Origin of the sequence: Rhodobacter maris (genome assembly GCF_900217815.1) — a bacterium.
GTDB classification, from domain to species: Bacteria; Pseudomonadota; Alphaproteobacteria; order Rhodobacterales; family Rhodobacteraceae; genus Rhodobacter; species Rhodobacter maris.
This window is the reverse complement of the sequence record NZ_OBMT01000001.1, coordinates 513,753-538,517: the sequence shown is the minus strand read 5'-3', so window position 1 is coordinate 538,517 and position 24,765 is coordinate 513,753. Positions and strand designations below refer to the sequence as shown.

At 65.9% G+C, this 24,765-nt stretch carries 20 protein-coding genes and 1 tRNA gene; 16 read left to right on the top strand and 5 right to left on the bottom strand.

The window, feature by feature from the left end; genetic code table 11:
* Positions 1–18: 18 nt before the first annotated feature.
* From CRO22_RS02530 to ileS, 4 genes are all read right to left on the bottom strand, one after another.
* Positions 19–1,809 (bottom strand): ABC transporter transmembrane domain-containing protein, encoded by a 1,791-nt coding sequence (locus CRO22_RS02530; RefSeq protein WP_097068516.1) that lies wholly within the window; start codon positions 1,807–1,809, stop codon positions 19–21.
* Between the two features lie 80 nt (positions 1,810–1,889).
* Positions 1,890–1,975, bottom strand: a tRNA-Leu gene (locus CRO22_RS02525).
* A gap of 52 nt (positions 1,976–2,027) precedes the next feature.
* A complete protein-coding gene (locus CRO22_RS02520; RefSeq protein WP_097068515.1) occupies positions 2,028–2,798 on the bottom strand; it encodes an enoyl-CoA hydratase-related protein in 771 nt (256 codons plus the stop codon).
* 210 nt (positions 2,799–3,008) lie between these two features.
* The gene (ileS, locus tag CRO22_RS02515) at positions 3,009–5,912 is read right to left on the bottom strand and encodes an isoleucine--tRNA ligase (protein ID WP_097068514.1); all 2,904 of its coding nucleotides are present in this window, start codon (positions 5,910–5,912) and stop codon (positions 3,009–3,011) included.
* 275 nt (positions 5,913–6,187) lie between these two features.
* Between ileS and glpD the strand changes: the two genes are divergently transcribed.
* The 15 genes from glpD (at position 6,188) to CRO22_RS02440 (ending at position 21,682) form a co-directional block, all read left to right on the top strand.
* Positions 6,188–7,756 (top strand): glycerol-3-phosphate dehydrogenase, encoded by a 1,569-nt coding sequence (gene glpD / locus CRO22_RS02510; protein WP_097068866.1) that lies wholly within the window; start codon positions 6,188–6,190, stop codon positions 7,754–7,756.
* Positions 7,757–7,883: 127 nt separating this feature from the next.
* A complete protein-coding gene (locus CRO22_RS02505) occupies positions 7,884–8,534 on the top strand; it encodes a hypothetical protein (protein ID WP_245860854.1) in 651 nt (216 codons plus the stop codon).
* Positions 8,534–8,935: a tol-pal system-associated acyl-CoA thioesterase gene (gene ybgC, locus CRO22_RS02500; protein WP_097068513.1), complete on the top strand. Its 402-nt coding sequence runs from the start codon at positions 8,534–8,536 to the stop codon at positions 8,933–8,935. Before CRO22_RS02505 ends, ybgC begins: the two co-directional genes overlap by 1 nt.
* A gap of 111 nt (positions 8,936–9,046) precedes the next feature.
* Positions 9,047–9,742, top strand: a complete 696-nt coding sequence (gene tolQ, locus CRO22_RS02495; protein WP_097068512.1) for a protein TolQ — start codon at positions 9,047–9,049, stop codon at positions 9,740–9,742.
* 3 nt (positions 9,743–9,745) lie between these two features.
* Positions 9,746–10,231 carry an ExbD/TolR family protein gene (locus CRO22_RS02490; protein ID WP_097068511.1) on the top strand — a complete coding sequence of 162 codons (486 nt, stop codon included), beginning with the start codon at positions 9,746–9,748 and terminating at the stop codon, positions 10,229–10,231.
* Positions 10,232–10,238: 7 nt separating this feature from the next.
* Positions 10,239–11,465: a cell envelope biogenesis protein TolA gene (locus CRO22_RS02485; protein WP_097068510.1), complete on the top strand. Its 1,227-nt coding sequence runs from the start codon at positions 10,239–10,241 to the stop codon at positions 11,463–11,465.
* 97 nt (positions 11,466–11,562) lie between these two features.
* Entirely contained in the window at positions 11,563–12,876 is a 1,314-nt protein-coding gene (tolB, locus tag CRO22_RS02480) for a Tol-Pal system beta propeller repeat protein TolB (protein ID WP_097068864.1), read from the top strand.
* A gap of 65 nt (positions 12,877–12,941) precedes the next feature.
* The gene (gene pal / locus CRO22_RS02475) at positions 12,942–13,460 is read left to right on the top strand and encodes a peptidoglycan-associated lipoprotein Pal (RefSeq protein WP_097068509.1); all 519 of its coding nucleotides are present in this window, start codon (positions 12,942–12,944) and stop codon (positions 13,458–13,460) included.
* Positions 13,461–13,476: 16 nt separating this feature from the next.
* The gene (ybgF, locus tag CRO22_RS02470; protein ID WP_097068863.1) at positions 13,477–14,301 is read left to right on the top strand and encodes a tol-pal system protein YbgF; all 825 of its coding nucleotides are present in this window, start codon (positions 13,477–13,479) and stop codon (positions 14,299–14,301) included.
* Positions 14,298–15,587, top strand: coding sequence for a tRNA lysidine(34) synthetase TilS (gene tilS / locus CRO22_RS02465; RefSeq protein ID WP_245860853.1), 1,290 nt, complete (start codon positions 14,298–14,300; stop codon positions 15,585–15,587). Before ybgF ends, tilS begins: the two co-directional genes overlap by 4 nt.
* Positions 15,588–15,668: 81 nt before the next feature.
* The gene (gene ftsH, locus CRO22_RS02460) at positions 15,669–17,570 is read left to right on the top strand and encodes an ATP-dependent zinc metalloprotease FtsH (RefSeq protein WP_097068508.1); all 1,902 of its coding nucleotides are present in this window, start codon (positions 15,669–15,671) and stop codon (positions 17,568–17,570) included.
* Positions 17,571–17,751: 181 nt separating this feature from the next.
* Positions 17,752–19,425, top strand: a complete 1,674-nt coding sequence (locus CRO22_RS02455) for a formate--tetrahydrofolate ligase (protein WP_097068507.1) — start codon at positions 17,752–17,754, stop codon at positions 19,423–19,425.
* Between the two features lie 78 nt (positions 19,426–19,503).
* Entirely contained in the window at positions 19,504–19,803 is a 300-nt protein-coding gene (locus CRO22_RS02450) for a chorismate mutase (RefSeq protein ID WP_097068861.1), read from the top strand.
* A gap of 13 nt (positions 19,804–19,816) precedes the next feature.
* Positions 19,817–20,707 (top strand): bifunctional methylenetetrahydrofolate dehydrogenase/methenyltetrahydrofolate cyclohydrolase FolD, encoded by an 891-nt coding sequence (gene folD / locus CRO22_RS02445; protein ID WP_097068506.1) that lies wholly within the window; start codon positions 19,817–19,819, stop codon positions 20,705–20,707.
* Positions 20,708–20,827: 120 nt separating this feature from the next.
* The gene (locus CRO22_RS02440) at positions 20,828–21,682 is read left to right on the top strand and encodes a LytTR family DNA-binding domain-containing protein (protein WP_097068505.1); all 855 of its coding nucleotides are present in this window, start codon (positions 20,828–20,830) and stop codon (positions 21,680–21,682) included.
* A gap of 18 nt (positions 21,683–21,700) precedes the next feature.
* Here CRO22_RS02440 and CRO22_RS02435 read toward each other — a convergent pair whose 3' ends face one another.
* On the bottom strand, positions 21,701–23,011 hold the full coding sequence (locus CRO22_RS02435) for an ATPase (protein WP_097068504.1): 1,311 nt from the start codon (positions 23,009–23,011) through the stop codon (positions 21,701–21,703).
* A gap of 102 nt (positions 23,012–23,113) precedes the next feature.
* Between CRO22_RS02435 and CRO22_RS02430 the strand changes: the two genes are divergently transcribed.
* Entirely contained in the window at positions 23,114–24,763 is a 1,650-nt protein-coding gene (locus tag CRO22_RS02430) for a hypothetical protein (RefSeq protein ID WP_097068503.1), read from the top strand.
* Positions 24,764–24,765 lie beyond the last annotated feature (2 nt).

Here is a 24,765-nt window from a genome sequence, read left to right as displayed (position 1 = left end):
TGACGCCGCGTGAAGGGCTCAGTCCGCGAGCCCCCCGGTGGTGAATTGCAGCCGCGCCAGTTCGGCATAGAGCCCGCCCTCGGCAACAAGGCTCTCATGCGTGCCCTGCGCGACGATGCGGCCATGGTCAAAGACCAGAATCCGGTCTGCTTTCTTCACCGTGGCGAGCCGGTGCGCCACAATGAGCGTGGTGCGGGTGGCGCGCATCTCGTCCACGGCGGCCTGCACCGCGCGCTCGGAGGCGGCATCGAGCGCCGAGGTGGCCTCGTCAAGCAGCAGGATCGGCGCATCGCGCAGGATCGCGCGGGCAATGGCGATGCGCTGCTTTTGCCCGCCCGAAAGCATCACGCCGCGCTCGCCCACATAGGTGTCAAACCCCTGCGGCAGGGCCTGCAGAAAGTCGAGCGCATGGGCGGCGCGCGCGGCCGCCTCCACCTCGGCATCGCTCGCCTCCGGGCGACCGAACCGGATGTTCTCGCGCGCGGTCGTCGCAAAGATCACCGGGTCTTGCGGCACAAGCGCCAGGGCGCGGCGGAACTCGGCGCGCTTGAGGCGGCGCAGGTCGTGGCCGTCAATCGTCACGCGCCCGGTTTCCGGGTCATAGAACCGCAAGATCAACTGGATGATCGTGGTTTTTCCCGCCCCGGAAGGGCCGACCAGCGCCACCGTCTCGCCCGGTGCGATGGCGAGGCTGACATTGTCGAGCGCCGACATCTCGGGCCGCGACGGATAGTGGAAGGTGACGTTTTCAAAGGCGATGGCGCCTTTTGCGGGCATCGGCAGCGCCTCGGGGCGCTCCGGGTCGCGCACCTGATCCTCCGCCCCGAGGAGTTCGACGAGTCGCTCGGTCGCCCCAGCAGCGCGCAAAAGCTCACCCCAGATCTCGCTCAGCGCCCCCACCGCGGCGGCCACCATCACCGCATAGATGACGAACTGAACCAGTTCACCCACCGACATCAGCCCTTCGCGTACGTCACGCGCGCCGATCCAGAGCACGCCGACGATGCCCGCGAAGACGAGGAAGATCACCACCGCCGTCATCACCGCGCGCATGGTGATGCGGGCGGAAGCGACGGTGAAGGCCTTCTCGGTCACCTCGGAAAAGGCGCTCCGGGTGCGCGGCTCATGGGTGAAGGCCTGCACCGTCTGCACGGAACTGAGCGCCTCCGAGGCCGAGCCGGAGGAGGAGGCTATCCAGTCCTGATTTTCGCGGCTGAGCCGGCGCAGCCTGCGCCCCATGACGATGATTGGCACGATCACGAGCGGCACGATCAGGAGCACGAGCCCGGTCAGCTTGGCCGAAGTGAGGAGCAACATGAAGAGCCCGCCTGCGAGGATCAGGATATTGCGCAGCGCGACGGAGACAGAGGAGCCGATCAGGGACTGGATCAGCGTGGTGTCGGTGGTGATGCGCGAGATGATCTCGCCGGTCAGGATCTTCTCATAGAAGGCAGGTGAGAGCCCGATCACACGGTCGAACACGGCCTTGCGGATATCGGAAACAACGCGCTCGCCAAACCGCGTCACCAGCCAGTAGCGGGTGGCGGTGCCGACGGCGAGCAAGATCGCGATGATATGGGCGGCGAGGAAATACTCATCGAGCAGTTCGCCGCCGGACTGGAAGCTGTCTACCACGCGACGCGCCGCAACGGGCAGGATCAGCGTGACGCAGGCGGTGAGCACGAGGGCTGCAAGCGTGGCGAGGGCAAGCCCGCGATAGGGGGCGAGAAAGGGGGCGAGGCCCCTCAGCCCGGCAACGCGGCGTGTTTTCGGGCGCTCTTCGAGCGGGGTTTGTGGTCTGCGGGCCATGGCTCCTCCTCCGGGCTTGACCCGGTTTAGGAGTGGCGGCGGGGCGGGGCAAGCGCGGAATCCTCACGGCGTGAAGCGGCTGGTGCGGGCGACCGGACTCGAACCGGTATGGAGTTGCCTCCGAGGGAGTTTAAGTCCCATGCGTCTACCATTCCGCCACGCCCGCGCCCGCCCTGCCTAGCGCGGAGCGCGGAGGCGGGCAAGCGCGCGGATGCCGCTCAGGCGCCGGCAAAGCGTGGGGGGCGCTTTTCGAGGAAGGCAGCCACCCCTTCGCGGCAATCGGCGCTGCGCCCCAAAGCGCCTTGCAACCGTGCCTCGAGCGCGAGCTGTGCGCCCAGATCGTTGCCAAAGCTTGCCCGAAGCGCCTCTTTCACTGCGCGATAGGCCGCAGTTGGCCCCTGTGCGAGCTGCATCGCCCGCGTGCGCCAATGCGCTTCGAAATCGGCATCGGGAACCGCTTCCCAGATCAGCCCGATCCGGGCCGCGTCCTCGGCGCTGATCTTTTCGGCGAAAAGCGCCATTCCCATCGCCCGCGCGAGCCCCACCTGCCGCGGCAGGGTCCAGGTGCCCCCCGCATCGGGCATCAGGCCGATCCGGGTGAAGGCCTGCAGGAAGGCGGCCGAGTGCGTGGCGATCACCACATCGGCGGCGAGCGCCAGATTGGCGCCGGCCCCCGCCGCCGCCCCGTTCACCGCGGCGATCACCGGCACCGGCGCCTCGGTGATGGCGCGCAGCATCGGGTCGTATTCGGTGCGCAACAGCGTTTCGAGATCTTCGATCGCCGAGCCGTCGTTCAGATCCTGTCCGGCGCAGAAGGCGCGGCCCGAGCCGGTCAGCACCACGGCGCGTGCCTCCGTGCTCGCGCGGGCGAGGGCGCCGGTGAGTTCGGCCCGCATCGCCGCGTTGAGCGCGTTCATCACTTCGGGGCGCTCAAGCGTGATGACGGCCAGCCCATCGGCGAAATCGTAGCGGATCGTGTCATAGCGCATCTGGTGCCTCCCTCGTTCGGGCAATCTTGCCCCGCGCGAGGGATGAGGCAAAGCGGAACCCAGCGTCACGGCACGGAAGTGGGACGCGGCGGTGGGGCGCGGGACTGCGCGCGGTTGCGTCGCCCGGACCCTGCCCCCGCGATTTTGCCGCCAGCCGCGCAAGCGAAAGGGCGCCCGAAGGCGCCCTCAGGGGAGCGAGATCCGAGCGGCTCAGCCCAGCACGTCGTTGCAGCGTTTGCAGGTCTGCGCATGGGCATGGCTGCCCACATCGGGCAGGATCTTCCAGCAGCGCTCGCATTTTGCGCCGCTCGCGGTCTCGAACACTACGGCCACGCCCGGCACTTCGGGCAGGCGGAAGGCTTCCGAGGGCGCCGGGTCCGTGGTCAGGATGAGGTCCGAAGTGATGCAGATATCGGCAAACTCGACCGATTTCAGCGCCGCCTCAAGGCCCGCATCCTCGACATGCACGACCGGGGCCGCCTCAAGGCTCGCGCCGATCACCTTGGCGGTGCGCTGCACTTCGAGCGCTGCGGTCACGGCGCGCCGTGCGCGGCGGATGCCCTCCCATTTCGCCGCCAGCTCCGGCGCAAGCCAAGCCTTCGGCGTTTCGGCGAAATCTTCGAGGTGGACGGAGTTCTCCGCGCCCGGGAAGCGCGAGAGCCAGACATCTTCCATCGTGAAGGGCAGCATCGGCGCGAGCCATTTCGTCAACCGGTGGAACAAGAGGTCCAGCACCGTGCGCGTGGCGCGGCGGCGCGGGCTTTCCGGCCCGTCGCAATAAAGCGCGTCCTTGCGGATGTCGAAATAGAAGGCCGAAAGGTCCACCGTGCAGAAGGTGAAGAGGCTCTGGAACACGCCCTGGAAGTCATAGGCGGTGTAGCCCGCGCGCACCGTCTCATCAAGTTCGGCAAGCCGGTGCAGCACCCAGCGTTCCAGCTCCGGCATCGCCTCGGGGGCCACGGCCTCGGTCTCGCTGTAGCCCGCGAGCGCGCCGAGCATGAAGCGCAGCGTGTTGCGCAAACGCCGGTAGCTGTCGGCGGTGCCCTTGAGGATCTTCGGTCCGATGCGCTGATCCGCCGTGTAGTCGGACTGCGCCACCCAGAGCCGCAGAATATCGGCCCCGTATTCATCGATCACCTGTTGCGGGGCCACGGTGTTGCCGATCGATTTGGACATTTTCATGCCCTTCTCGTCGAGCGTGAAGCCATGCGTCACGACATTGCGATACGGAGCACGCCCCTTGGTGGCGCAGGCTTGCAGCAATGAGGAATGGAACCAGCCGCGGTGCTGGTCGGTGCCTTCCATGTAAACATCTGCGATGCCATCCTCGGTGCCATCCGCGCGGTCGCGCAGCACGAAAGCATGGGTCGAGCCGCTGTCAAACCAGACATCGAGCACGTCGAAGACCTGAGTGTATTCCGCCGGGTTGGCGATGCCTTCGAGCATCTTTTCCTTAAAGCCCGGCGTATACCAGACATCCGCGCCGTCCGTTTCGAACGCGGCGGAGATACGGGCGTTGACCTCTGCGTTACGCAAGAGGAAATCCGAGTCAGTCGGTTGCGCGCCCTTCTTGGTGAAGCAAGTCAATGGCACGCCCCAGGCGCGTTGACGGCTGAGAACCCAGTCGGGGCGAGTCTCGATCATCGAATGCAGGCGGTTGCGCCCGGCCGGGGGGGTGAACTGCACCAGTTCCTCGATCGAGTAGAGTGCGCGCGTGCGGATCGTGTCGCCATAAGTGCCCATGCCGTCCGCGAGCTTGTGGTCGATGGCGGCAAACCATTGTGGCGTGTTGCGATAGATCAGTGGCGCCTTGGAGCGCCAAGAATGCGGGTAGGAGTGCTTCAGCTTGCCCTTTGCCAGAAGCGCGCCTTGCGCATGCAGCGCTTTGATGTTGGACACGTTGGCCGGGCCATCCTTGCCATCGGGCTCGATGATCGCCTGCCCGCCAAAAACCGGCAGCGAAGCGCGGTAAGTCCCATCGGGCTCGACGTTGTAGGTCATCTTCAGGCCGAACTTCAGGCCAAGCTGATAGTCGTCATCGCCATGGCTCGGCGCGGTATGCACAAAGCCCGTGCCCGCATCGTCGGTCACGTGATCGCCCGGCAGCATCGGCACGTCGAACTCCCATTCGCCGTTGCCGCCTTCGATCCCCGCATAGGGATGGGCGAGGACAACGCCTTCGAACTCGGAAGCCGGCACATCGCGTAGGCGGCGATACATCGCTTCATCGAGTTTCGCGGCAGCCATGACTTGCGCCGCGAGCGCATCCGACAACACAAGCTGCTCGCCGATGATGGCAGTGCTTTGCTCCGGGCGCCCGGTCACCTCGTAGAGGCCGTAGGCAATCTCGGGGCCATAGGCGACAGCACGGTTTTGCGGGATCGTCCAGGGCGTGGTGGTCCAGATCACCACAGTGCAGCCCTCAAGCCCCTTGCGCGGCTTGAACCGCACCCAGATCGTGTGGCTGGTGTGGTCGTGGTATTCCACTTCCGCCTCGGCCAGCGCCGTCTTTTCCACGGGCGACCACATCACCGGCTTCGAGCCTTGATAGAGCGTGCCGTTCATCAGGAATTTCATGAACTCCTCGGCGATCACGGCCTCTGCGTGGTAATCCATCGTCAGATAAGGGTCTTGCCACTTGCCGGTGATCCCGAGACGCTTGAATTCCTCGCGCTGGGTATCAACCCAGCTCTGAGCGAAGCGGCGGCACTCCTGCCGGAAGGCGACAGTGTCGACATCGTCCTTGTTGAGCCCCTTGGCGCGGTATTGTTCCTCGATCTTCCATTCGATCGGCAGGCCGTGGCAGTCCCAGCCGGGCACATAGCGGCTGTCAAAGCCCATCATCTGATGGCTGCGCACGATGATGTCCTTGATCGTCTTGTTCAGCGCATGGCCGATGTGCAGATGCCCGTTGGCGTAAGGAGGGCCGTCATGCAGCACGAAGGCGGGGCGGCCCGCCTTTTCGCGCAGCCGGTCATAGATGCCGATCCGGGCCCAGCGCTCGAGCCATTCGGGTTCGCGGGCGGGCAGGTTTGCGCGCATCGGGAATTCGGTCTCGGGCAGGAAAACAGTCTCGCGGTAATCGACGGAAGTTTCGGGCGTGTCGGCGCTCATCTCATATCCATTCAGGCTGGAGGGGGCGCCAATGCGCCCGGGGCTGGCTCTCATGTGGTCCCGGCAACCCTGACGCGTCAGAGCGCCGGGCCGGTAATTCGATGTATGAAGCAAAGCCCGGTCATGGCGGCCTTATAGGCTTGGCCGCGGGGCCGGGCAAGCGCGAAGGGGCGGGCGCGCAAGGCCTCCATGCCGCGGCGCGGAAAATTGTGTTTCCGCGGCTTGCCAATCGCGGCCAAAGCGCCATGATCCCGCCAGGGAAAAAGGAGAGGCGCATGGCGGAACCGGAACGGGTCGATCTGTTCGTGATCGGCGGCGGGGTGAACGGATGCGGCATTGCGCGCGATGCGGCGGGGCGCGGGCTCAAGGTGCGGCTCGCCGAACAGGGGGATCTGGCGCAGGGCACGTCTTCGGCCTCTTCGAAGCTTTTCCACGGCGGGCTGCGCTATCTTGACTATTTCGAGTTCAAGCTGGTGCGCGAGGCGCTTTCCGAACGCGAGATTCTGCTGAAGGCGATGCCGCATATTGCCTTTCCGATGCGCTTCGTGCTGCCCTATGACCCGCAGATGCGGTTCGACACGGCAACGCCGACGAGCCGCCTGCTCGGGCATGTCGCCCCCTGGTGGAAGGGGCGCCGCCCCGCGTGGCTCCTTCGGCTCGGGCTTTTCCTTTATGACCATCTCGGCGGCAAGAGCAGCCTTGACGGCACGAAACGGATCGATCTCACCAAGGGCAGGATCCGCTGGGGGCTCAAACCCGGTTTCCGCAAAGGTTGGGAATATTCCGATGGCTGGGTCGACGATGCCCGGCTTGTCGTGCTCAACGCCCGCGATGCCGCCGCCCGCGGCGCCGAGGTGCTGACCCGCACAAAGGTGGTAGGCGCCACGCGCCTGGCCGATCACTGGCAGATCCGCACCGAGGGGCCTGACGGCCCCGCCACGCATCACGCACGCGCCCTCGTCAATGCCACCGGGCCCTGGGCGGATGCGGTGCTCACGGGCATTCTCCATGGCCGGTCGCCTGCCAAGGTGCGCCTTGTGCGCGGCGCGCATATCGTCACGAAGCGGCTTTTCGCGCATGACCGGGCGCTGTTTCTGCAGGGGCGTGACGGGCGGATCATTTTTCTTCTGCCCTACGAGCAGGATTTCACCCTGATCGGCACCACCGAAGTCGCGCACGAGGCGAGCCCCGCGACGGCCACTTGCACCGAGGCAGAGCGGGATTATCTGATCGCTTTCGCCAATGGCTATCTCGAACAGCCGATCTCGGCCGAAGATGTGGTCTGGAGTTTTGCCGGGGTGCGGCCGCTTTATGATGACGGCACGAAATCGGCCACCGCGGCATCGCGCGACTATGTGCTTCATCTCGATTCGGATGACGCCCCTCTGCTCAATATCTACGGCGGCAAGATCACCACCTACCGGCGCCTTTCCGAGGCTGCGCTCGACCGGCTTGCGCCGCATTTCCCGGGGCTGAAACCGGGCTGGACCGCGGGCGTGCCCTTGCCGGGGGGCGCTTTTGGCTATGGTGCGCGCGCGCTCACCGAGCGGCTCCGGATCCGCTATCCGTTCCTCGGCGAGGCACGGGCGCTGCGCATGGCCCATGCCTATGGCACCGAGGCGTTCGATCTGCTCGGGGCGGCCAGACGTGCTCCGGAACTCGGCCGCGATTTCGGCGCGGGGCTTACGGAGGCCGAATTGCGCTGGCTGATCCAGCGCGAATGGGCGCAAACGGCCGAGGATGTGCTCTGGCGGCGCACGAAGCTGGGCTTGCGGATGACGGCGGAAGAGATTTCGGCGGTGGCGGCGTTCATGGCGCAGGAGGCGCCGCGGGCGAACGCATGACCCCGGTCTGGCACGGAAATGGGGGCCACGCGCTGGCCGCGGTGGCGCTCCGGGGCGCCTTTCTGAACGCAGCGGTTTGCCAATCCGGGCCCGATGTCCTAGGCTGGCATGAGCAGAGGGGGATCGGATGACGGAACCGAACGATATGCCGGGGCCCGAAGAGATTGGATCGCTTTTCACCGGGGCGGATGGCACCTATCTCTGCGCGCGCTGGGGGCGACCGATCGTACCGATCGTCTTTGGCGTCGATGCGGCGACGCTCACCACCGTCAAGGGTGCGATTGAGGCGGTTGCGGTGATGGCAGGCGCGCGGATGGCCGAGACCGACATGGAGATCGGCGCCAACCTGATGGTTTTCTTTTTCCGTGACTGGCAGGAACTCCTCGAGGTGCCCAACCTCGACCAGATGATCGACGGGCTGCAAGATGTTGTGGCCCGGCTCGACGATGCGGGCGCGCGGCAATACCGCACCTTCCGCTTCGATACCGAGGGGGCGATCCGGGCCTGCTTTTGCTTCATCCGCATGGACCCGGCGCTCGACGAAGTGCCCGCCGACACGATTGCGCTCAATCTAGCGGTGCAGATGATCCTGACCTGGGGCGAGAACGCCTTTGCCGCCCACGCGCCCCTTGCGCAGGCACGCGGCCTTGCCGTGGTGCGCCCCGATGTGGCGGCGGTGATCCGCGCCGCCTATGACCCGGTGCTGCCTGCGGTGGCGCGCGATCCGAGCCATGCCTTGCGCCTGGCGGCCCGCGTTGCCGCGATGGGAGAAGCCTGATGCGCCACGACTTCCCGATCCGTGTTTACTACGAGGATACCGACCTCGCGGGCATCGTCTATTACGCCAATTACCTCAAGTTCATCGAGCGGGGGCGCTCGGAATGGGTGCGCGACCTCGGTGTCGATCAGGTCGCACTCAAACGTGATCAGGGGCTCGTGTTTGCCGTGCGCCGCGTTGAGGCGGATTATCTCAAACCCGCGAAATTCGACGACGCGCTGACTGTAAGCACCGAGCTTGTCGCCGAGACGGGCGCGCGTTTCATTGTGGAACAAGGGGTCTGGCGCGGGACAGAGAAGCTTTTTGCCGCCACTGTCACCATTGTCTGCCTGACGGAAGCCGGAGCGGCGGCACGCCTTCCGGCCGAGATGCGCCGCAAACTGGCCCCGCCTTTGCACTGAAGGGGCGGGCGCGCTCCGAAATGACGGAGAAGTTATGGCGCCCCCCCTCAATATGCGGTAGAATCACTGCTAATGAGGCCCGAAACGCGGCCCGTATGAGAGCAGTGACCCATGGATCAGCAAACCCTTGCGATGGCGCAGGAGATGGATTTCTCCTTGCTTGCACTTTTTCTGCGCGCCTCGCTGACCGTCAAACTCGTGATGATCGTGCTTACCTTCGCCAGTTTCTGGTCCTGGTCGATCATCATCCGCAAATATATTTCCTTCCGGGCCGCAAGGCTCGAGGCCGATGCCTTCGACCGCGCCTTCTGGTCGGGAGAGCCGCTTGATGAGCTGTTCGACCAGATCGGCCCGGCGCCCGATGGCGCGAGCCAGCGCATTTTCGCAGCAGGCATGCTCGAATGGCGCCGCAGCCACCGCCACGATGGCGAGCTGATCGCCGGCGCTCAGGCGCGGATCGAGCGCTCGATGGATGTGGCGATCGCGAAAGAGGGCGAGGGGTTGAACGCGGGCCTTTCCTTCCTCGCCACAGTGGGCTCGACGGCGCCTTTCATCGGCCTTTTCGGCACGGTCTGGGGGATCAAGGTTGCCTTCGAGGAAATCGCGATCTCGCAAAATACCTCGCTCGCCGTTGTGGCGCCCGGCATTTCAGAGGCGCTTGTCGCCACGGCGATCGGCCTCATCGCCGCCATTCCGGCGGTTGTCGCCTATAACAAGCTCTCGTCGGATGCCGACAAGATCACCTCGGGCTACGAGGCTTTTGCCGACGAATTCTCCACCATCCTCTCGCGCCAACTGGACGCGTAAGCGATGGGCGCGGGGGTGATGAAACGCGGCGGGGGCGGATCGCGGCGCCGCCGGGGTGGCAAGGGCAAACATGCCGCCATGGCCGAGATCAACGTCACGCCGATGGTCGACGTGATGCTGGTGCTCTTGATCATCTTCATGGTGGCAGCGCCGATGATGACGGTGGGCGTGCCGCTGGAGTTGCCGAAAACCGCGGCCAAGGCGGTGCCGACCGAACAGGAAGAGCCGCTTGCGGTCTCGCTTCAGGTCGATGGCAAGGTCTCCTTGATGAACACCGAAGTGCCCGAGGGCGAACTTGTCGACCGGCTCAAGGCGATTGCCGCCGAGCGCGACAGCACCAAGGTCTATCTGCGCGCCGATGGCGGTATCGAATATGCCCGCGTGGTGCAGGTGATGGGCGCGCTTAATGCGGGCGGCTTCAATGACATCATCCTTGTCACCGACCCGGGTGGGCCGTCGCTGACGGGCAACACGCCAGCAGGGAACTGAGCGCATCATGCGCATGGATCGGGCGGAAAAGATCGGCACGGGGGTCTCGGCGGCGCTGCATGCCGCGGTGATCCTGTGGGCGCTCATCGGCACATGGCTGTTTCCGCCCACCCCAACCGAACCGGTGGAGGTGAAGCCCGCGGGCATGATTTCCGAGGCGGAATTCGCAGCCCTTCAGGCCGCCGCGCCGAAGGCGGGCGAAGCGCCGCCCGAGCAGCCCGAAGTGCCCGCCGAAGAGGCGCCCGCGCCCGAGGAGCCGACCCCCGAGGCCGTGCCGGAAACGCCGGTGCCGCCGGAAAAACCCGCCACGCCGCCGGAGGCTGAGGCGGTGCCCGACATGAGCGATCTGACCGAGCCCACGCCGCCCGCCGAGGTGACGGAAGTGCCGCCCTCGATGATGCCGCCGGTCGAAGAGCCGCAAGATACCGATGCGCCCGAATTCTCGCCCCGGCCACGCCCGAAACCCGCGATGCGGGTGGCGCCGACGCCGTCGGAAGCGCCCGCCCCGGATGCGAAAGTCTCCGATACCGCCGTGGCCGAGACGAAACCCGAGGAGACCGCCGAGCCCGAAAAGCCGGTCGAGGAGCCGAAAGAAGAGGCAGCGCCCCCCGAGGCGACCACCGAGATCGTGACGGAAGCCACCGAGGCCGAGGAAAAGCCGACGACCTCGGCGCCGAAATCCTCGCCCCGGCCGCGCACCAAGCCGACCCCGCCCAAACCGGATGCGCCGAAACCGGCCACGCCCTCCGAAACCGCGACGGCGGCGGCAACGCCCGCCAAACCGGCGAAACCGGCCAAACCCGCCGCGTCGAAACCCACGTCTTCGGATGCGGTGGCTGATGCCCTTGCCGAAGCGATGGCCGAGGACAGCGGCACCGGCACCGGCGGGCTCGGCATTGCCAAGAACGGCCCGCCCGTGACGGCGGGCGAGAAGGAAGCGCTGATCGTCGATGTGAAGGCCTGCTGGAACGTGGGCGCGCTCTCCTCGGAGGCGATGCGCACCTCGGTCACGGTGCGGGTCGACATGCAGGAAAACGGCCATCCGGTGAGCGCGTCGATCAAGATGGCGGGCTACACGGGCGGCTCGGAGGCGGCGGCGAAACAGGCCTTCGAGGCGGCGCGCCGCGCGATCATTCGCTGCGGCTCCGATGGCTTCCCGTTGCCGGCGGAAAAATATGGCTGGTGGCAGCAGATCGAGATCGTCTTCGACCCGTCGAAGATGCGGATGAAATGACACGGCCCCGGGGCAAAACGGGCGCCTCAGGCGCTTGTGATGAACCGCGGGCCTGAACAGACGTTAGACAGGGGCGAAAGCCCGGCGAGGTAGGATGATGGTGCGTTGGATATTGGCCGCAGTCGCGGCGCTGATGATGACGACGGGACTGGCGGCGGCGCAGCAGGGGCCGCTGCATATCGAGATCGACGAAGGGGTGATCGAGCCGCTGCCCTATGCGCTGCCGACCTTCATCAACGAGGGCGCGGGGGGGCTCACCTCGGACATCACGCGCGTGATCGCGGCCGACCTTTCGGGCACCGGGCTCTTCCGCGAGATCCCGGAAAGCGCGCATATCCAGCGCTTCGCGAGCTTCGAGACGCCGGTGAGCTATCCGGACTGGCAGGCGATCAACGCGCAGGCGCTGATCACCGGCTCGGTCGGGCTTTCGGGTGGCAAGGTGGTGGTGAAATTCCGCCTTTTCGACATCTATTCCGGCGCGCAACTCGGCGATGGCCAGCAACTCGCCGCGAGCCCGCAAAGCTGGCGCCGCCTCGCGCACAAGGTGGCCGATGTGATCTATGCGCGCATCACCGGCGAGAGCGGCTATTTTGACAGCCGGGTCGTGTTCGTCTCCGAATCCGGGCCAAAAGACAAACGGCAAAAACGCCTCGCGGTGATGGATTACGATGGCGCGAATATCAGCTATCTGACCGACAGCTCAACCATCGTGCTTGCGCCGCGCTTTGCACCGCAGGGCGACCGGATTCTCTTCACCACGTTCGAGACCGGCTTCCCGCGCATCAAGATGATGAATGTCGGCAATGCCGCGGGCCAGCTTCTGCCGGAAACCCCCGGCACGATGACCTTCTCGCCGCGGTTCTCGCGCGATGGCGGCTCGGTGATCTATTCGCTCGAGCAAAACGGCAATACCGACCTTTACCGGATGTCGGTCTCGGGCGGCGGCGCCGAGCGGCTGACCAATTCCCCGGCCATCGAGACCGCGCCCGATTTCAGCCCGGACGGCTCGCGCGTGGTGTTTGAAAGCGACCGCTCCGGCACGCAGCAGATCTATGTGATGCCCGCAAGCGGCGGGGAGCCGGTGCGGATTTCGTTCGGCGAGGGGCGCTACGGTACGCCAGTGTGGTCGCCGCGGGGGGACCTGATCGCCTTCACCAAACAGGCGGGCGGGCGTTTCTTCATCGGTGTGATGCGCACCGATGGCTCGGAAGAGCGGCTGCTTACGGCGTCCTTCCTCGACGAGGGCCCGACCTGGTCGCCGAACGGAAGGGTGATCATGTTCACCCGCGAGAGCCCCGGCGCCGCGGGCGGCGCGAAGCTCTACACGGTCGATATTTCGGGGCGGAACCTGAAGGCCATCGAGGGTGTCGGCGGCGCGTCGGACCCGAGCTGGGGCCCGCTTCTGCCCTGATTCCCATCCCCGGACAAACCTGATACTGTGACCCGAACGGGCAAATGAACCAAAGGCGGTAAACCATGCATCTTGTCACCAAAGCGGCCATGGGCCTTGCGCTGATCGCGCTGGCGGCCTGCAACAACCCCTCCAAGAACGGCGCGAACGGCGTGGTCGATCCGGGCGGCGCCTTCGGCGACGGCGCGATCTCGCAGGGCTCGATCAACGACCCGAACTCGCCCGCCTATTTCTCCGCCACAGTGGGCGACACCGTGCATTTCGTCGTCGACCAGTCGACGCTGACCGATGAAGCCCGCTCGATCCTCTCCGGGCAGGCGCAATGGCTCAACGCGCATCAGAACTATGCCGCGATCGTCGAAGGTCATGCCGACGAACAGGGCACGCGCGAATACAACCTCGCACTCGGGGCCCGTCGCGCCAGCGCAGTGCAGGAATATCTGATCTCGCAAGGGGTGTCGGGCGCGCGCCTGCGCACCGTTTCCTATGGCAAGGAGCGCCCGCTTGCGGTCTGCTCGAGCGAGGAATGTTATTCGAAGAACCGCCGCGCCGTCACCGTGATCTCGCTCGGCGCGGGGAGCTGAGCCGATGCGGCGGGGGATGCGACAGGCCGCGGAAGCGGCGATGCTTGCGCTGGCGATGTCCATGCCCGCCGGTGCCGAAACGCTGGCCGACATCCGCGCGGAACTCGCGCAGTTGTCGGGGCAATTGCAGAGCCTGCGCGCCGAGCTTGTGGCTTCGGGCGCGCAGGGGATGCAGGCTGCGGGCGGCGCCTCGGCGCTGCAACGCATGGATACGATGGAGGCCGAGCTTACCCGGCTCACCTCCCGCACCGAGGCGCTCGAGAACCGGGTCGAGCAGGTGGTGAAAGACGGCACGAACCGGGTCGGCGATCTGGAGTTCCGGATCTGCGAGATGGAACAGGGCTGCGATCCGGCGACGGTCGGGCAGGCGCAACCCCTGGGCGGCGCGGCGACCACGGCGGATGCGGTGACCGCGCCCGCGCCGAGTTCCGTTGCGGCGGGCTCGGGTGGTAATCTGGCAATGAACGAACAAGCAGACTTTGATCGGGCCAAGGGGGTGCTCGATCAAGGTGACTTTCGCGCCGCTGCGGACCTCTTTAAGACCTTTGCCGCGACCTATCCGGGCGGCCCCCTGACCGATGACGCGGGCTATCTGCGTGGCGCGGCGCTGAACAAGGCGGGCGATGTGCCCAATGCTGCCCGCGCCTGGCTCGATGCCTTCTCGGCCGCGCCCGAGGGGCCGCGTGCCGCCGACAACCTTCTGGAATTGGGCAAGGCGCTGGGCGCGCTTGGCCAGCAGACCGAAGCCTGCGCGACGTTGGCCGAAGTGCCCGCGCGCTTTCCGGGCAGCGGTGCGGCGGGGCAGGTCGGCGCGGCGCAGGCCGCGCTCGGCTGCCGGTGACCGAGACGCCTCCGGAGGCGCTGCGCGCCGCGCTTGAGGCCGGAACCGTTCCGCCCGAAGATGGGGCGTTGTTCTGGGCGGCCGAGGCGGTGCTGAATCTGTACCTTCCAAAGCCGGGCCGGATCGGCGTGGCCGTTTCCGGAGGGTCTGATTCGATGGCGACGCTTGCGCTGCTCTCGCAGCTCCACGCGGTCGCTGCGGTGACCGTCGATCACGGGTTGCGCCCCGAGGCGGCGGCGGAAGCCGCTTTCGTGGCCAGGTTCTGTGCCGATCGTGGTATTCCCTTCACCAAGCTGAGTTGGGATGGCAGCCGCGCCGAGGGCAACCTGATGGATGCGGCGCGGCGCGCGCGGCTCAGGCTCATCGGCGCTTGGGCGCGCGGGCGGGGCATTCGTGTGGTGGCACTGGGCCATACCGCCGATGATCAGGCCGAAACCTTCCTGATGCGGCTAGCCCGCGAGGCCGGGCTCGAGGGGCTCTCGGGCATGCGCGAAGCATTCGTGGAAGAAGAGGTGCTCTGGCTTCGGCCTTTCCTCGGCCAGAGCCGGGCTGACCTGCGAGGATATCTGGGCCGCCAGGGCATCGGCTGGGTCGAGGATCCCTCGAACCAGAACCCGCAGTTCGAGCGGGTGCGGGCCCGGCAGGCGCTGGCGATGCTCGCGCCGCTCGGGCTCAGCGCCGACAAGATCACCGCCGTCGTCGGCCATCTGGCGATGGCGGAGCAGGCAGTGAGCCTCTCGCTGCAGCGGCTCGCCGCCGCGCATGTGCGGGAAGACGCGGGCGATGTGCTGATCGAGGCGCAGGCCTTCCGCAATATCTTCGATCCGGAGACCGCACGGCGGCTGATCAATGCCGCGCTTGGCTGGGTCTCGGGCGCAGAGTATCCGCCCCGCGCCGCAAAGGTGCTCGACTTCCTGACCCACTGGCGCACTCGGCGCGACAGCACGTTGCATGGTTGCCGCCTCATCGTCGGGGATGAAGCGATCCGCATCACCCGCGAGGCCGGGGCCGTGACGGGGCTCAGGGTGCCTTCGGGGCAGGTCTGGGATCGCTGGATACTCTCCGGCCCCGAGGCGCCGGGCCTTGAAATTGCTGCGCTGGGCGAGGCGGGGCTCAAACAAGCCCAGACCTGGCGCGCGGCGGGGCTGCCGCGGCCTTCCGCTCTGGCCTCGCCGGGCGTCTGGCGTGGCGAAACGCTCGTAGCGGCACCGCTTGCGGGGCTCGAAAACGGTTGGAAGGCCCGGATTGTGCGCGGCAGTTTTGCGAATGCGCTAATCAGGCGTTGAACCTCGGCACTTAATCCCTATTTTCACTGGCAACGGCATCGCCTCCCGGGGCGGTGCCCTGTCTTTCTTTGGAGGTATCTCTTGGGCAACGCGCGCAACCTGGCTTTCTGGGCCCTGCTCTTCGTGCTCATCCTGGTGCTGTTCAACCTGCTCGGCAATGGCCAAGGCCCGCTCAACGCGCGGCAAGTGTCCTATTCCGATTTCATTGCCGCCGTCGACAACGGCGATGTGAAACAGGTGCAGCTCGATGGCGAGGACGTGCGCTATCAGGATGGGGACGGCAACAATTTCTCCACCGTCAAGCCGCAATCCGACGAGATCGCCGAGCATCTGATCTCGAAGGGTGTTGCGGTGAATGTGGTCAAGCAGGAGCAATCCGGCCTGATGTCGATCCTCGGCGTCTGGCTGCCCTTCCTGATCATGATCGGGCTGTGGTTCTTCTTCATGAACCGCATGCAGGGCGGCGGCAAAGGCGGCGCGATGGGCTTTGGCAAGTCCAAGGCGAAGCTTCTGACCGAAAAGCATGGCCGGGTGACCTTTGACGATGTCGCTGGCATCGACGAGGCGAAAGAAGAGCTTGAGGAGATCGTCGAATTCCTGCGCAACCCGCAGAAATTCTCCCGTCTCGGCGGCAAGATCCCGAAAGGCGCGCTGCTCGTCGGCCCGCCCGGCACCGGGAAAACCCTGCTGGCGCGCGCGATTGCGGGCGAGGCGGGCGTGCCCTTCTTCACCATCTCGGGCTCCGACTTCGTCGAGATGTTTGTCGGCGTCGGCGCGTCCCGCGTGCGCGACATGTTCGATCAGGCGAAGAAGAACGCGCCCTGCATCGTTTTCATCGACGAGATCGACGCGGTGGGCCGGGCCCGCGGTGTGGGCATCGGCGGTGGCAATGACGAGCGTGAGCAGACGCTGAACCAGCTTCTGGTCGAGATGGACGGGTTCGAGGCGAATGAAGGCATCATCATCATCGCCGCGACGAACCGCAAGGACGTGCTCGATCCGGCGCTGTTGCGCCCGGGCCGGTTTGACCGGCAGATCCATGTGCCGAACCCCGACATCAAGGGCCGCGAGAAGATCCTTACCGTTCATGCCCGCAAGGTGCCGACCGGGCCCGATGTCGACCTGCGCGTGATCGCCCGCGGCACGCCGGGCTTTTCCGGGGCGGACCTTGCCAACCTTGTCAACGAGGCGGCGCTGATGGCGGCGCGTGTGGGCCGGCGCTTCGTCACCATGGATGATTTCGAGAATGCGAAAGACAAGGTGATGATGGGTGTCGAGCGCCGCTCGATGGTGCTCACCCCCGAACAGAAGGAGATGACCGCCTATCACGAGGCCGGTCACGCCGTCGTCGGGCTGAAGCTGCCCAAATGCGACCCGGTCTACAAGGCGACGATCATTCCCCGCGGCCAGGCGCTTGGCATGGTGGTCTCGCTGCCCGAAATGGACAAGCTCAACTACCACAAGGACGAGGCCAAGCAGAAGATCGCCATGACCATGGCGGGCAAGGCGGCCGAGATCCTGAAATGGGGCGAAGAGCATGTCTCGAACGGCCCGGCGGGCGACATCATGCAGGCTTCGGCGATTGCGCGGGCGATGGTGATGCGCTGGGGCATGTCCGACAAGGTCGGCAACATCGACTATTCCGAGGCGCATGAGGGCTATCAGGGCAATACCGGCGGCTTCTCGGTCTCGACCAAGACCAAGGAACTGATCGAGGACGAGGTGCGCGGGCTCATCGAACAGGGCTACATCGACGCGCGCCGGATCATCGAGGAAAACCGCGAGGAATGGGAGCGGCTGGCGCAGGGCCTTCTGGAATATGAAACTCTCACCGGCGACGAGATCCGCAAGGTGATGGCGGGCGAGCCGCTCGGCAATGACGATGACGAGGCGCGCCCCTCGGGCAGCTTGCCCACCGTCACCTCGCTGCCACGCACCAAGCCGGCCACCAAGCCCGGCATCGCGCCCGAACCGGGCGCCTAAGCCGGAGCCACAGCGAAACGTTGCGAAGAAAGCCGGGATTCGTCCCGGCTTTCTGGTTTGCACTGGCGCATTCTCGCCAAGGGGGGTCGCAATCGCGCCGCGCCGGGGGTAGGGGAGCGCGATAGTGTTCCTGATGTCGCAGGCGTCAGGGTTCCAGCCAGGGCAAGGGGTAAGGAGACCCATGACGATGAAATCCGATATCGAGATCGCCCGCGCCGCGCCGCGCCGCCCGATGGCAGAGATCGGCGCGAAGATCGGCATCCCCGAAGATGCGCTCATCCCCTATGGCCGCGACAAGGCGAAAGTGGATGCGGCCTTCCTCAAGGGCCTCGAGGGGCGCGGCGAGGGCAAGCTCATCCTCGTCACCGCGGTCAATCCGACGCCTGCGGGCGAGGGCAAGACCACGACGACGGTGGGGCTGGGCGATGCGCTTTCCCATATCGGCAAGCGCGCGGCGATCTGCATCCGCGAGGCTTCGCTTGGCCCGAACTTCGGCATGAAGGGCGGAGCGGCGGGCGGCGGGCTGTCGCAGATCGTGCCGATGGAAGACATGAACCTGCATTTCACCGGTGATTTCCATGCCATCACCGCGGCCCACAACCTGCTTGCCGCGATGATCGACAACCATATCTACTGGGGCAATCATCTGGGCATCGACACCCGCCGCGTGGTCTGGCGCCGGGTGCTCGACATGAACGACCGCGCTTTGCGCGATGTCGTGGTGGGGCTGGGCGAGCCCGGCAACGGCTTTCCGCGCCAGACCGGTTTTGACATCACGGTGGCCTCCGAAGTGATGGCCTGCCTGTGCCTTGCCACGGATCTTGCCGACCTGCAGGCCCGGCTCGGGCGGATCGTGATCGGCTCCGATTTCGAGCGCCGCCCCGTCACCTGCGCCGATCTCAAGGCTGATGGTGCCATGGTGGTGCTGCTGCGCGAGGCGATGCAGCCCAACCTCGTGCAGACGATCGAGCACACGCCCGCCTTTGTGCATGGCGGGCCTTTCGCCAATATCGCGCATGGCTGCAATTCGGTCATCGCCACCCGCGCGGCGCTGCGGCTCGCAGATTATGTGGTGACGGAAGCGGGCTTTGGCGCCGATCTCGGGGCGGAGAAATTCTTCGACATCAAATGCCGCAAGGCGGGGCTCAGCCCCGCGGCGGCGGTGATCGTTGCCACGGTGCGGGCGCTCAAGATGAACGGCGGTGTGGTGCGCGCCGATCTCGGCGCCGAGAATGTGGCCGCGGTCACGGCAGGCTGTGCAAACCTTGGCCGCCATATCGCCAATACGCGGGGCTTTGGCGTGCCGGTCGTCGTTGCGATCAATCATTTCGACGCCGATAGCGAGGCGGAGATTGCCGCGGTGCAGGACTATGTTGCCGCGCAGGGCTGCGAGGCGGTGCTGTGCCATCACTGGGCCGAAGGCGGGGCCGGGGCGGCGGAGCTTGCCCGCAAGGTCGTCGCGCTCACGGAGCAGCCGAGCCGCTTCGCGCCGCTCTATCCCGATGCGATGGGGCTCTTCGAGAAGATCGAGACGATTGCGATGAAGATCTACCATGCGGGCGAGGTCGTGGCGGCGCCCCAGATCCGCGCCCAGCTCAAGGCCTGGGAAGCGGCGGGCTATGGCGATCTGCCGATCTGCATGGCGAAGACGCAATACTCCTTTTCGACCGATCCGAGCCTGCGCGGCGCGCCCGAGGGCCATGTGGTGCCGGTGCGCGAGGTGCGGCTAAGCGCCGGGGCGGGATTTGTGGTGGCGATCTGCGGCGAGATCATGACGATGCCGGGCCTGCCGCGGGTGCCCGCGGCCGAGACGATCGGGCTTGATGCGACGGGCGCGATAGAGGGGTTGTTCTGAACCGGGCCGGGCGGCGCCGGGGTTGAGATGAACTGCGCAAGATGCGATAGGGGCAAGGCGAAACAGCGGAACATGTCGATGAAAGAGCCCTCTCAAATCCCCTCGATGGCCGCCCTGCGCGCCGAGATCGACGCGCTTGATGCGCAGATCGTGGCGCTGATGGCCGACCGTGCGCGTCTGATCGACCGCGCCGCCCAGCTCAAGCCCGGTGAAGGGCTGCCCGCGCGTATCGAGGCACGGGTCGAGGAAGTCGTGCGCAACGCGATGCGCGAAGCCGAAGCGCAGGGGCTCGACCCGGCGCTGATCGAGACGATCTGGCGGCTGATCGTGGAGTGGTCAATTGCCCGCGAGGAGCGGGTTCTGGGCAAGGAAGACTGACAGGGAGTTCGGTGTGAGCGCGAAACGGATTGACGGCAAGGCCTTCGCGGCCGATGTGCGGGCGCAGGTCGCGACCCATGTGGCGCGGCTGAAAGAGGAGAGCGGGCTCACCCCCGGCCTCGCGGTGGTGCTGGTGGGCGAAGACCCGGCAAGCCAGGTCTATGTGAAGAACAAGGGCATCCAGACCCGCGAAGTCGGGATGAACTCCTTCGAGCACAAGCTCGATGCGGCCACCTCGGAGGCCGATCTCTTGGCGCTGATCGCGCGTCTCAATGCCGACCCCACCGTGCATGGCATTCTCGTGCAGCTGCCGCTGCCGGGGCATCTCGACAGTGATCTGGTGATCAACGCGATCGACCCGGCCAAGGATGTCGATGGCTTCCATATCTCGAACGTCGGGCTGCTCGGCACCGGGCAAAAGGCGATGGTGCCCTGCACGCCCTTGGGCTGCCTGATGATGCTGCGCGACCATCTGGGTTCGCTCTCCGGGCTTGATGCGGTGGTGGTGGGGCGCTCCAACATCGTCGGCAAGCCGATGGCGCAGCTTCTGCTGGCCGAAAGCTGCACCGTGACGATCGCGCATTCGCGCACGAAGAACCTCGCCGAGGTCTGCAAGCGCGCCGATATTCTCGTGGCCGCCGTGGGCCGGCCTGAGATGATTCCGGGCGACTGGGTGAAACCGGGCGCGACGGTGATCGACGTCGGCATCAACCGGATCGAACGCGACGGCAAGATGAAGCTCGTCGGCGATGTCGATTTTGCCTCCGCCGTCGAGGTGGCGGGCGCGATCACCCCGGTGCCGGGCGGGGTGGGGCCGATGACCATCGCCTGCCTGCTCGCCAATACGCTCACCGCCTGCTGTCGCGCGCATGGATTGGCCGAACCCGAGGGGCTTACAGCCTGAATAGCCGGGCCGCTCCCCGAGGCATCTTGACCATTGCGTGATCACGGATCGCAAGTTAACGAGCGATGCTGGGGTAATATTGGGGAGCGCGTGGCGAAAACTGGCCGCGGGCCTGTAGTGATGAAAGCATTTTTTCGGTCCTATCTGAAGGCGCTTGGTCTGCCAATCGTACCCATCGCCTGGGTGTTGATCTCGATTCTCGGGGTGGCGGGAGCCCCGTTCGGAACCAGCGGGCTGAGCCTCTTCAACCGGATCCTGCTCTGGCCAGCGCTGGTGGCGGCCGGGATCATGGTCGGGACCGCGTTGCGGGTTCTGGTGCGGGATTACCTCGGCTTTCGTCGCTACTGGCCGGAGGTGCCGCTGATCGCGGTATTGTCGGCGGTGGTGCTGGCGCCGTTTTTTCATCTCCTGGCACGGCTGACGGGGGCGCCGCTGCGGTCGGTGCCGGGGCTGATCGAGCTGGCGGTCAATATCTTTGTGGTCTCGATGGTATTCTCGAGTTTCCGGCATCTGCTCGGGGAGAAGTTCGAGCCGGTGCGGCCCGAATGGCACAGCAGTGCCGGACCAGCCTCCGTCGAGACCACGCTCGACGCTGTGTCAGCGCTCGCGACGGGGCAGCTGGCCGCGGTTCCCGAAGCCGAGCCGGAAGTGCGGCTGCTTGCGCGGTTGTCCGCGACGCGACGTGGCGCGCTGATCCGTCTGGAGGTGAAGGATCATTACGTCAAGGTGTTCACCACCCTCGGCAACGAGAGCCTGCTGATGCGGCTTGCCGATGCGATGGCAGAGACCGAAGGTGTCGAGGGACTGCAGGTGCATCGCTCGCACTGGGTCGCCCGTGAGGCGATCTTCGGGCTCTCGCGGGAGCGCGGCAAATACGCGCTGATGCTTTACGATGGCACGCAGATACCGGTCTCGCGCAGCCATGCGCCGCGGGTGCTCGCGCTCGATCTGCCCGAGTTGCGTGACGGCGCCTGAAGGCCGCGCCCCGGCCGCTCAGTGCTGGATCTCTTCCTCCCGCACGAACATGTTCGCCCAGGCGCGGTCGATCAGCTCGGGGCTCATCTGATAGGGGATGCCTTCGAAATCGCAGATCGCCATCATCTGGTCGATCAGGAACACCGGCTGATAATTCGCGTAAACGTTGCCGATCGTCGGATATTTCACTTTCAGCAGATGCACGAGGGCTTTTTCGTTCAGCGGCACGCCACGCTTTTTTGCCACCAGCGAAAAGATCTTGAGGTAATCGGACTGGTTCGGCCCGTCGATCTTGATCTTGAAGAAGATCCGCCGCAGCGCCGCCTTGTCGAAGATCTGGTTCGGGTGGAAGTTGGTCGAAAAGATCACCAGCGTGTCGAACGGCACCTCGAACTTCTCGCCCGATTGCAACGCGAGGATGTCGCGGCTTTCCTCAAGTGGCACGATCCAGCGGTTGACGAGCTTTTGCGGCGGCTCGGCTTGACGGCCAAGGTCGTCGACGATGAAGACGCCGCCCGAGGACTTCATCTGCAAGGGTGCGGTATAGGTACGCGCGGTCGGGTTGTAGGTGAGATCGAGCATGTCGAGCGAGAGTTCGCCCCCCGTGATCACGGTCGGGCGGTCGCAATAGACATAGCGCTGGTCAAAGCGGTTGCCGGATTTGCGCAGGCTCGTCGGGTCGTCCTCCGCCTCTGGGACGGCGTTGTGCACAATCGGATCGTAGACGGTGATCACCTGACCGGCATAGGCGACCGCGCGGGGCACATAGATGCGGTCGCCGATCGCGTCGCGGATCCCGTTCGAGATCGAGGATTTGCCGTTGCCGGGCGGACCATACATCAGGATCGAGCGCCCCGAAGAGACCGCCGGGCCAAGCTGGTCGATCAGCATCGGCGGCAGCACCAGATGGCCCATCGCATGGGTCAGTTGCGGCCGGGTGAGCTGGATGTTGCGGATCGACTGGCGCTTCATCTGCGCCGAATATTCCGAGAGCGGCACCGGCACGGCGCCGTAGTATTCGGACTGGGCGAGCGCATCGAGCGCGCGCGCCTTGCCGCCGTCCGTCAGTTGATAGCCCATCTCGCCGCCCGAATTGGCATGCAGCGTGCCGGTTGCCTCGATCAGTTTCTGGATGCGGCCAAGATCGATCAGCTCCTGCGTCAGGATGAGCGGCAGCGCGATGATGCGTGCCAGATGCGAGGCGGTATCGGCATTGGTGCGAAACATCGACTTCAAAAGAATGTCGCGCAGCAGCACGGTCGAGAGCCCGGTCTCGGCGAGGCTGCGCGGAACTGGCGGGGCCAGCACGTTCTGGGCGATCATGTTCATGGAAGTCTCTTGGCCCTGGGCTCTGGTGTCGCAACGGGATTAACAGCGCCAAACTGCCCGGCTATTGTGGCCAAAAATGGGAAAATATGCGGAGAGGCGAGGATGGCGGGGCGGAATGATGCGACAAATGCGAAGGCGCTCGGCCTTGGTATGGCGGTTTTGACGCTCGTTTTCGCGCTCGCGCCTCTTTGGCCCGGGGCTGTGGTGATCTCCCAACACGAGGGTGACGCGTTGCATCTGGCCGATCTCGTCGCGCGGATGGCAGAGGCGGGGCAGTGGCCGCATCGCGATTTCATGACGCCGATCGGCATTGGCGCGCTCTGGCCGATTGTGGTTTTTGCAAAGCTCGGACTCGGCTTCGGCCATGCATTTCTGGCTGCGCAAACCTTTGCCGCGGTGCTCCTTTTCGGGCCGATCTGGCGCGCGGCCGCCTCGCGGTTCACGGGCGGGCTTGCCTGGCTCTTTGCGGGCTATGGGCTCACACTCTGCCTCGCACTTGTGCATGGCGAGACGCTGCCCGCCAATTCGCTCGCCATGCATTACAACCGCTGGGGCTGGGCGCTCGCTTATGTCGCCGTGGCGCTCGCGCTTCTCGAACCGCGCGGGGCGCGTCGACCGGGGCTCGATGGCGCGCTGATCGGCACGATGCTGGCCCTGATGGCGGTGATCAAGGTGACGTATTTCATGGCCTTTGCTCCCGCGGTGGTGGTGGCGCTCCTTGCGCGGCACGACCTGCGCACGCTCGTGGTGGCGTTTGGTACCGGGCTCGCGCTTGCGCTCGCGCTCACGGGGCTTCTGGGGGTGACGTTCTGGCAGGGCTATCTGCATGATCTGATGACGGTGGCCGCCTCGAAAGAGCGCGCCGCCCCCGGTGTCAGCCTTGGCACGCTGCTCACCGCGCCGCGCTATATCTGCGCCACGCTTCTGCTCCTCGTCACGGTGATCTTCCTGCGGCAGGGGGGCGCGAAGGCCGCTGGGCTGGGCCTCTTCGGGCTGGCGCCGGCCTTCGTCTATGTCACCTACCAGAATTTTGGCAATGATCCGCAGTGGCTGGTTCTGCTCGGCCTTCTTGCGCTGATGCTGCGGCCGGAAAGCTCAGTTACGAACGGCTTCGGCTGGCGGCTGCGCGATGCGCTGGCGGTGACCGGGGCGGGGGCGTTGATTCTCGCTGCGGGGCCTGCGCTCAACCTTGCCTGGAGCCCGTTGCGCCAGGCGCTCGCGCATCGCGAGGGAACGGTCGTCTATCTTTCCGCGCGCCCGCAGGATGCGGACCTGTGGGCGCAAGCGCGGCGTGTCCATGGGGTCACGCAGACGATGGCGGCCGATGGCTCCGGCCAGCCCTATGCCGCCTTTGGTGCCGAGCTGCCCGCGCGAGCCGGGCAGGTCACGCTCAACGGCATGCCGCTGCCCGAATGCGAACTCGTTACCGGCTATGGCGCCTTGTTCGAGACTGCGGCGAAAGACCTGACCGCGGCAGGCTACGCCGGCGCAAGGGTGCTGGTGGCGGATCTCTTTTCCGGGCTCTGGCTCTTCGGGCCGTTCCCCCCGATCGAGGGGGCGGCGCCCTGGTATTACGGCGGAACGCCGGGGCTCGCCGCGGCCGATCACCTGCTCGTGCCGCTTTGCGCCGTCTCGAAACCGTCGCGCGCCGAATTCCTCAAGGCTGTGGAAGCGGCGGGATGGACGCTGGAGGAGGAGCTGCGCACTCCCACTTTCGTTCTGCTGAAGCCGGTGGCGCCACCGGGTCACTGAGC

What these genes read in the sequence shown, in the direction of transcription:
- CRO22_RS02450 (WP_097068861.1), top strand. Translation starts at nt 19,504, where the DNA reads ATGAAAGAGCCCTCTCAAATCCCCTCGATGGCCGCCCTGCGCGCCGAG.
- ybgF (WP_097068863.1), top strand. Translation starts at nt 13,477, where the DNA reads ATGCGACAGGCCGCGGAAGCGGCGATGCTTGCGCTGGCGATGTCCATG.
- tolQ (WP_097068512.1), top strand. Translation starts at nt 9,047, where the DNA reads ATGGATCAGCAAACCCTTGCGATGGCGCAGGAGATGGATTTCTCCTTG.
- glpD (WP_097068866.1), top strand. Translation starts at nt 6,188, where the DNA reads ATGGCGGAACCGGAACGGGTCGATCTGTTCGTGATCGGCGGCGGGGTG.
- CRO22_RS02490 (WP_097068511.1), top strand. Translation starts at nt 9,746, where the DNA reads ATGGGCGCGGGGGTGATGAAACGCGGCGGGGGCGGATCGCGGCGCCGC.
- CRO22_RS02485 (WP_097068510.1), top strand. Translation starts at nt 10,239, where the DNA reads ATGCGCATGGATCGGGCGGAAAAGATCGGCACGGGGGTCTCGGCGGCG.
- CRO22_RS02440 (WP_097068505.1), top strand. Translation starts at nt 20,828, where the DNA reads ATGAAAGCATTTTTTCGGTCCTATCTGAAGGCGCTTGGTCTGCCAATC.
- CRO22_RS02430 (WP_097068503.1), top strand. Translation starts at nt 23,114, where the DNA reads ATGGCGGGGCGGAATGATGCGACAAATGCGAAGGCGCTCGGCCTTGGT.
- CRO22_RS02530 (WP_097068516.1), bottom strand. Translation starts at nt 1,809, where the DNA reads ATGGCCCGCAGACCACAAACCCCGCTCGAAGAGCGCCCGAAAACACGC.
- CRO22_RS02505 (WP_245860854.1), top strand. Translation starts at nt 7,884, where the DNA reads ATGACGGAACCGAACGATATGCCGGGGCCCGAAGAGATTGGATCGCTT.
- CRO22_RS02520 (WP_097068515.1), bottom strand. Translation starts at nt 2,798, where the DNA reads ATGCGCTATGACACGATCCGCTACGATTTCGCCGATGGGCTGGCCGTC.
- ileS (WP_097068514.1), bottom strand. Translation starts at nt 5,912, where the DNA reads ATGAGCGCCGACACGCCCGAAACTTCCGTCGATTACCGCGAGACTGTT.
- tolB (WP_097068864.1), top strand. Translation starts at nt 11,563, where the DNA reads ATGGTGCGTTGGATATTGGCCGCAGTCGCGGCGCTGATGATGACGACG.
- pal (WP_097068509.1), top strand. Translation starts at nt 12,942, where the DNA reads ATGCATCTTGTCACCAAAGCGGCCATGGGCCTTGCGCTGATCGCGCTG.
- CRO22_RS02435 (WP_097068504.1), bottom strand. Translation starts at nt 23,011, where the DNA reads ATGAACATGATCGCCCAGAACGTGCTGGCCCCGCCAGTTCCGCGCAGC.
- ybgC (WP_097068513.1), top strand. Translation starts at nt 8,534, where the DNA reads ATGCGCCACGACTTCCCGATCCGTGTTTACTACGAGGATACCGACCTC.
- CRO22_RS02455 (WP_097068507.1), top strand. Translation starts at nt 17,752, where the DNA reads ATGACGATGAAATCCGATATCGAGATCGCCCGCGCCGCGCCGCGCCGC.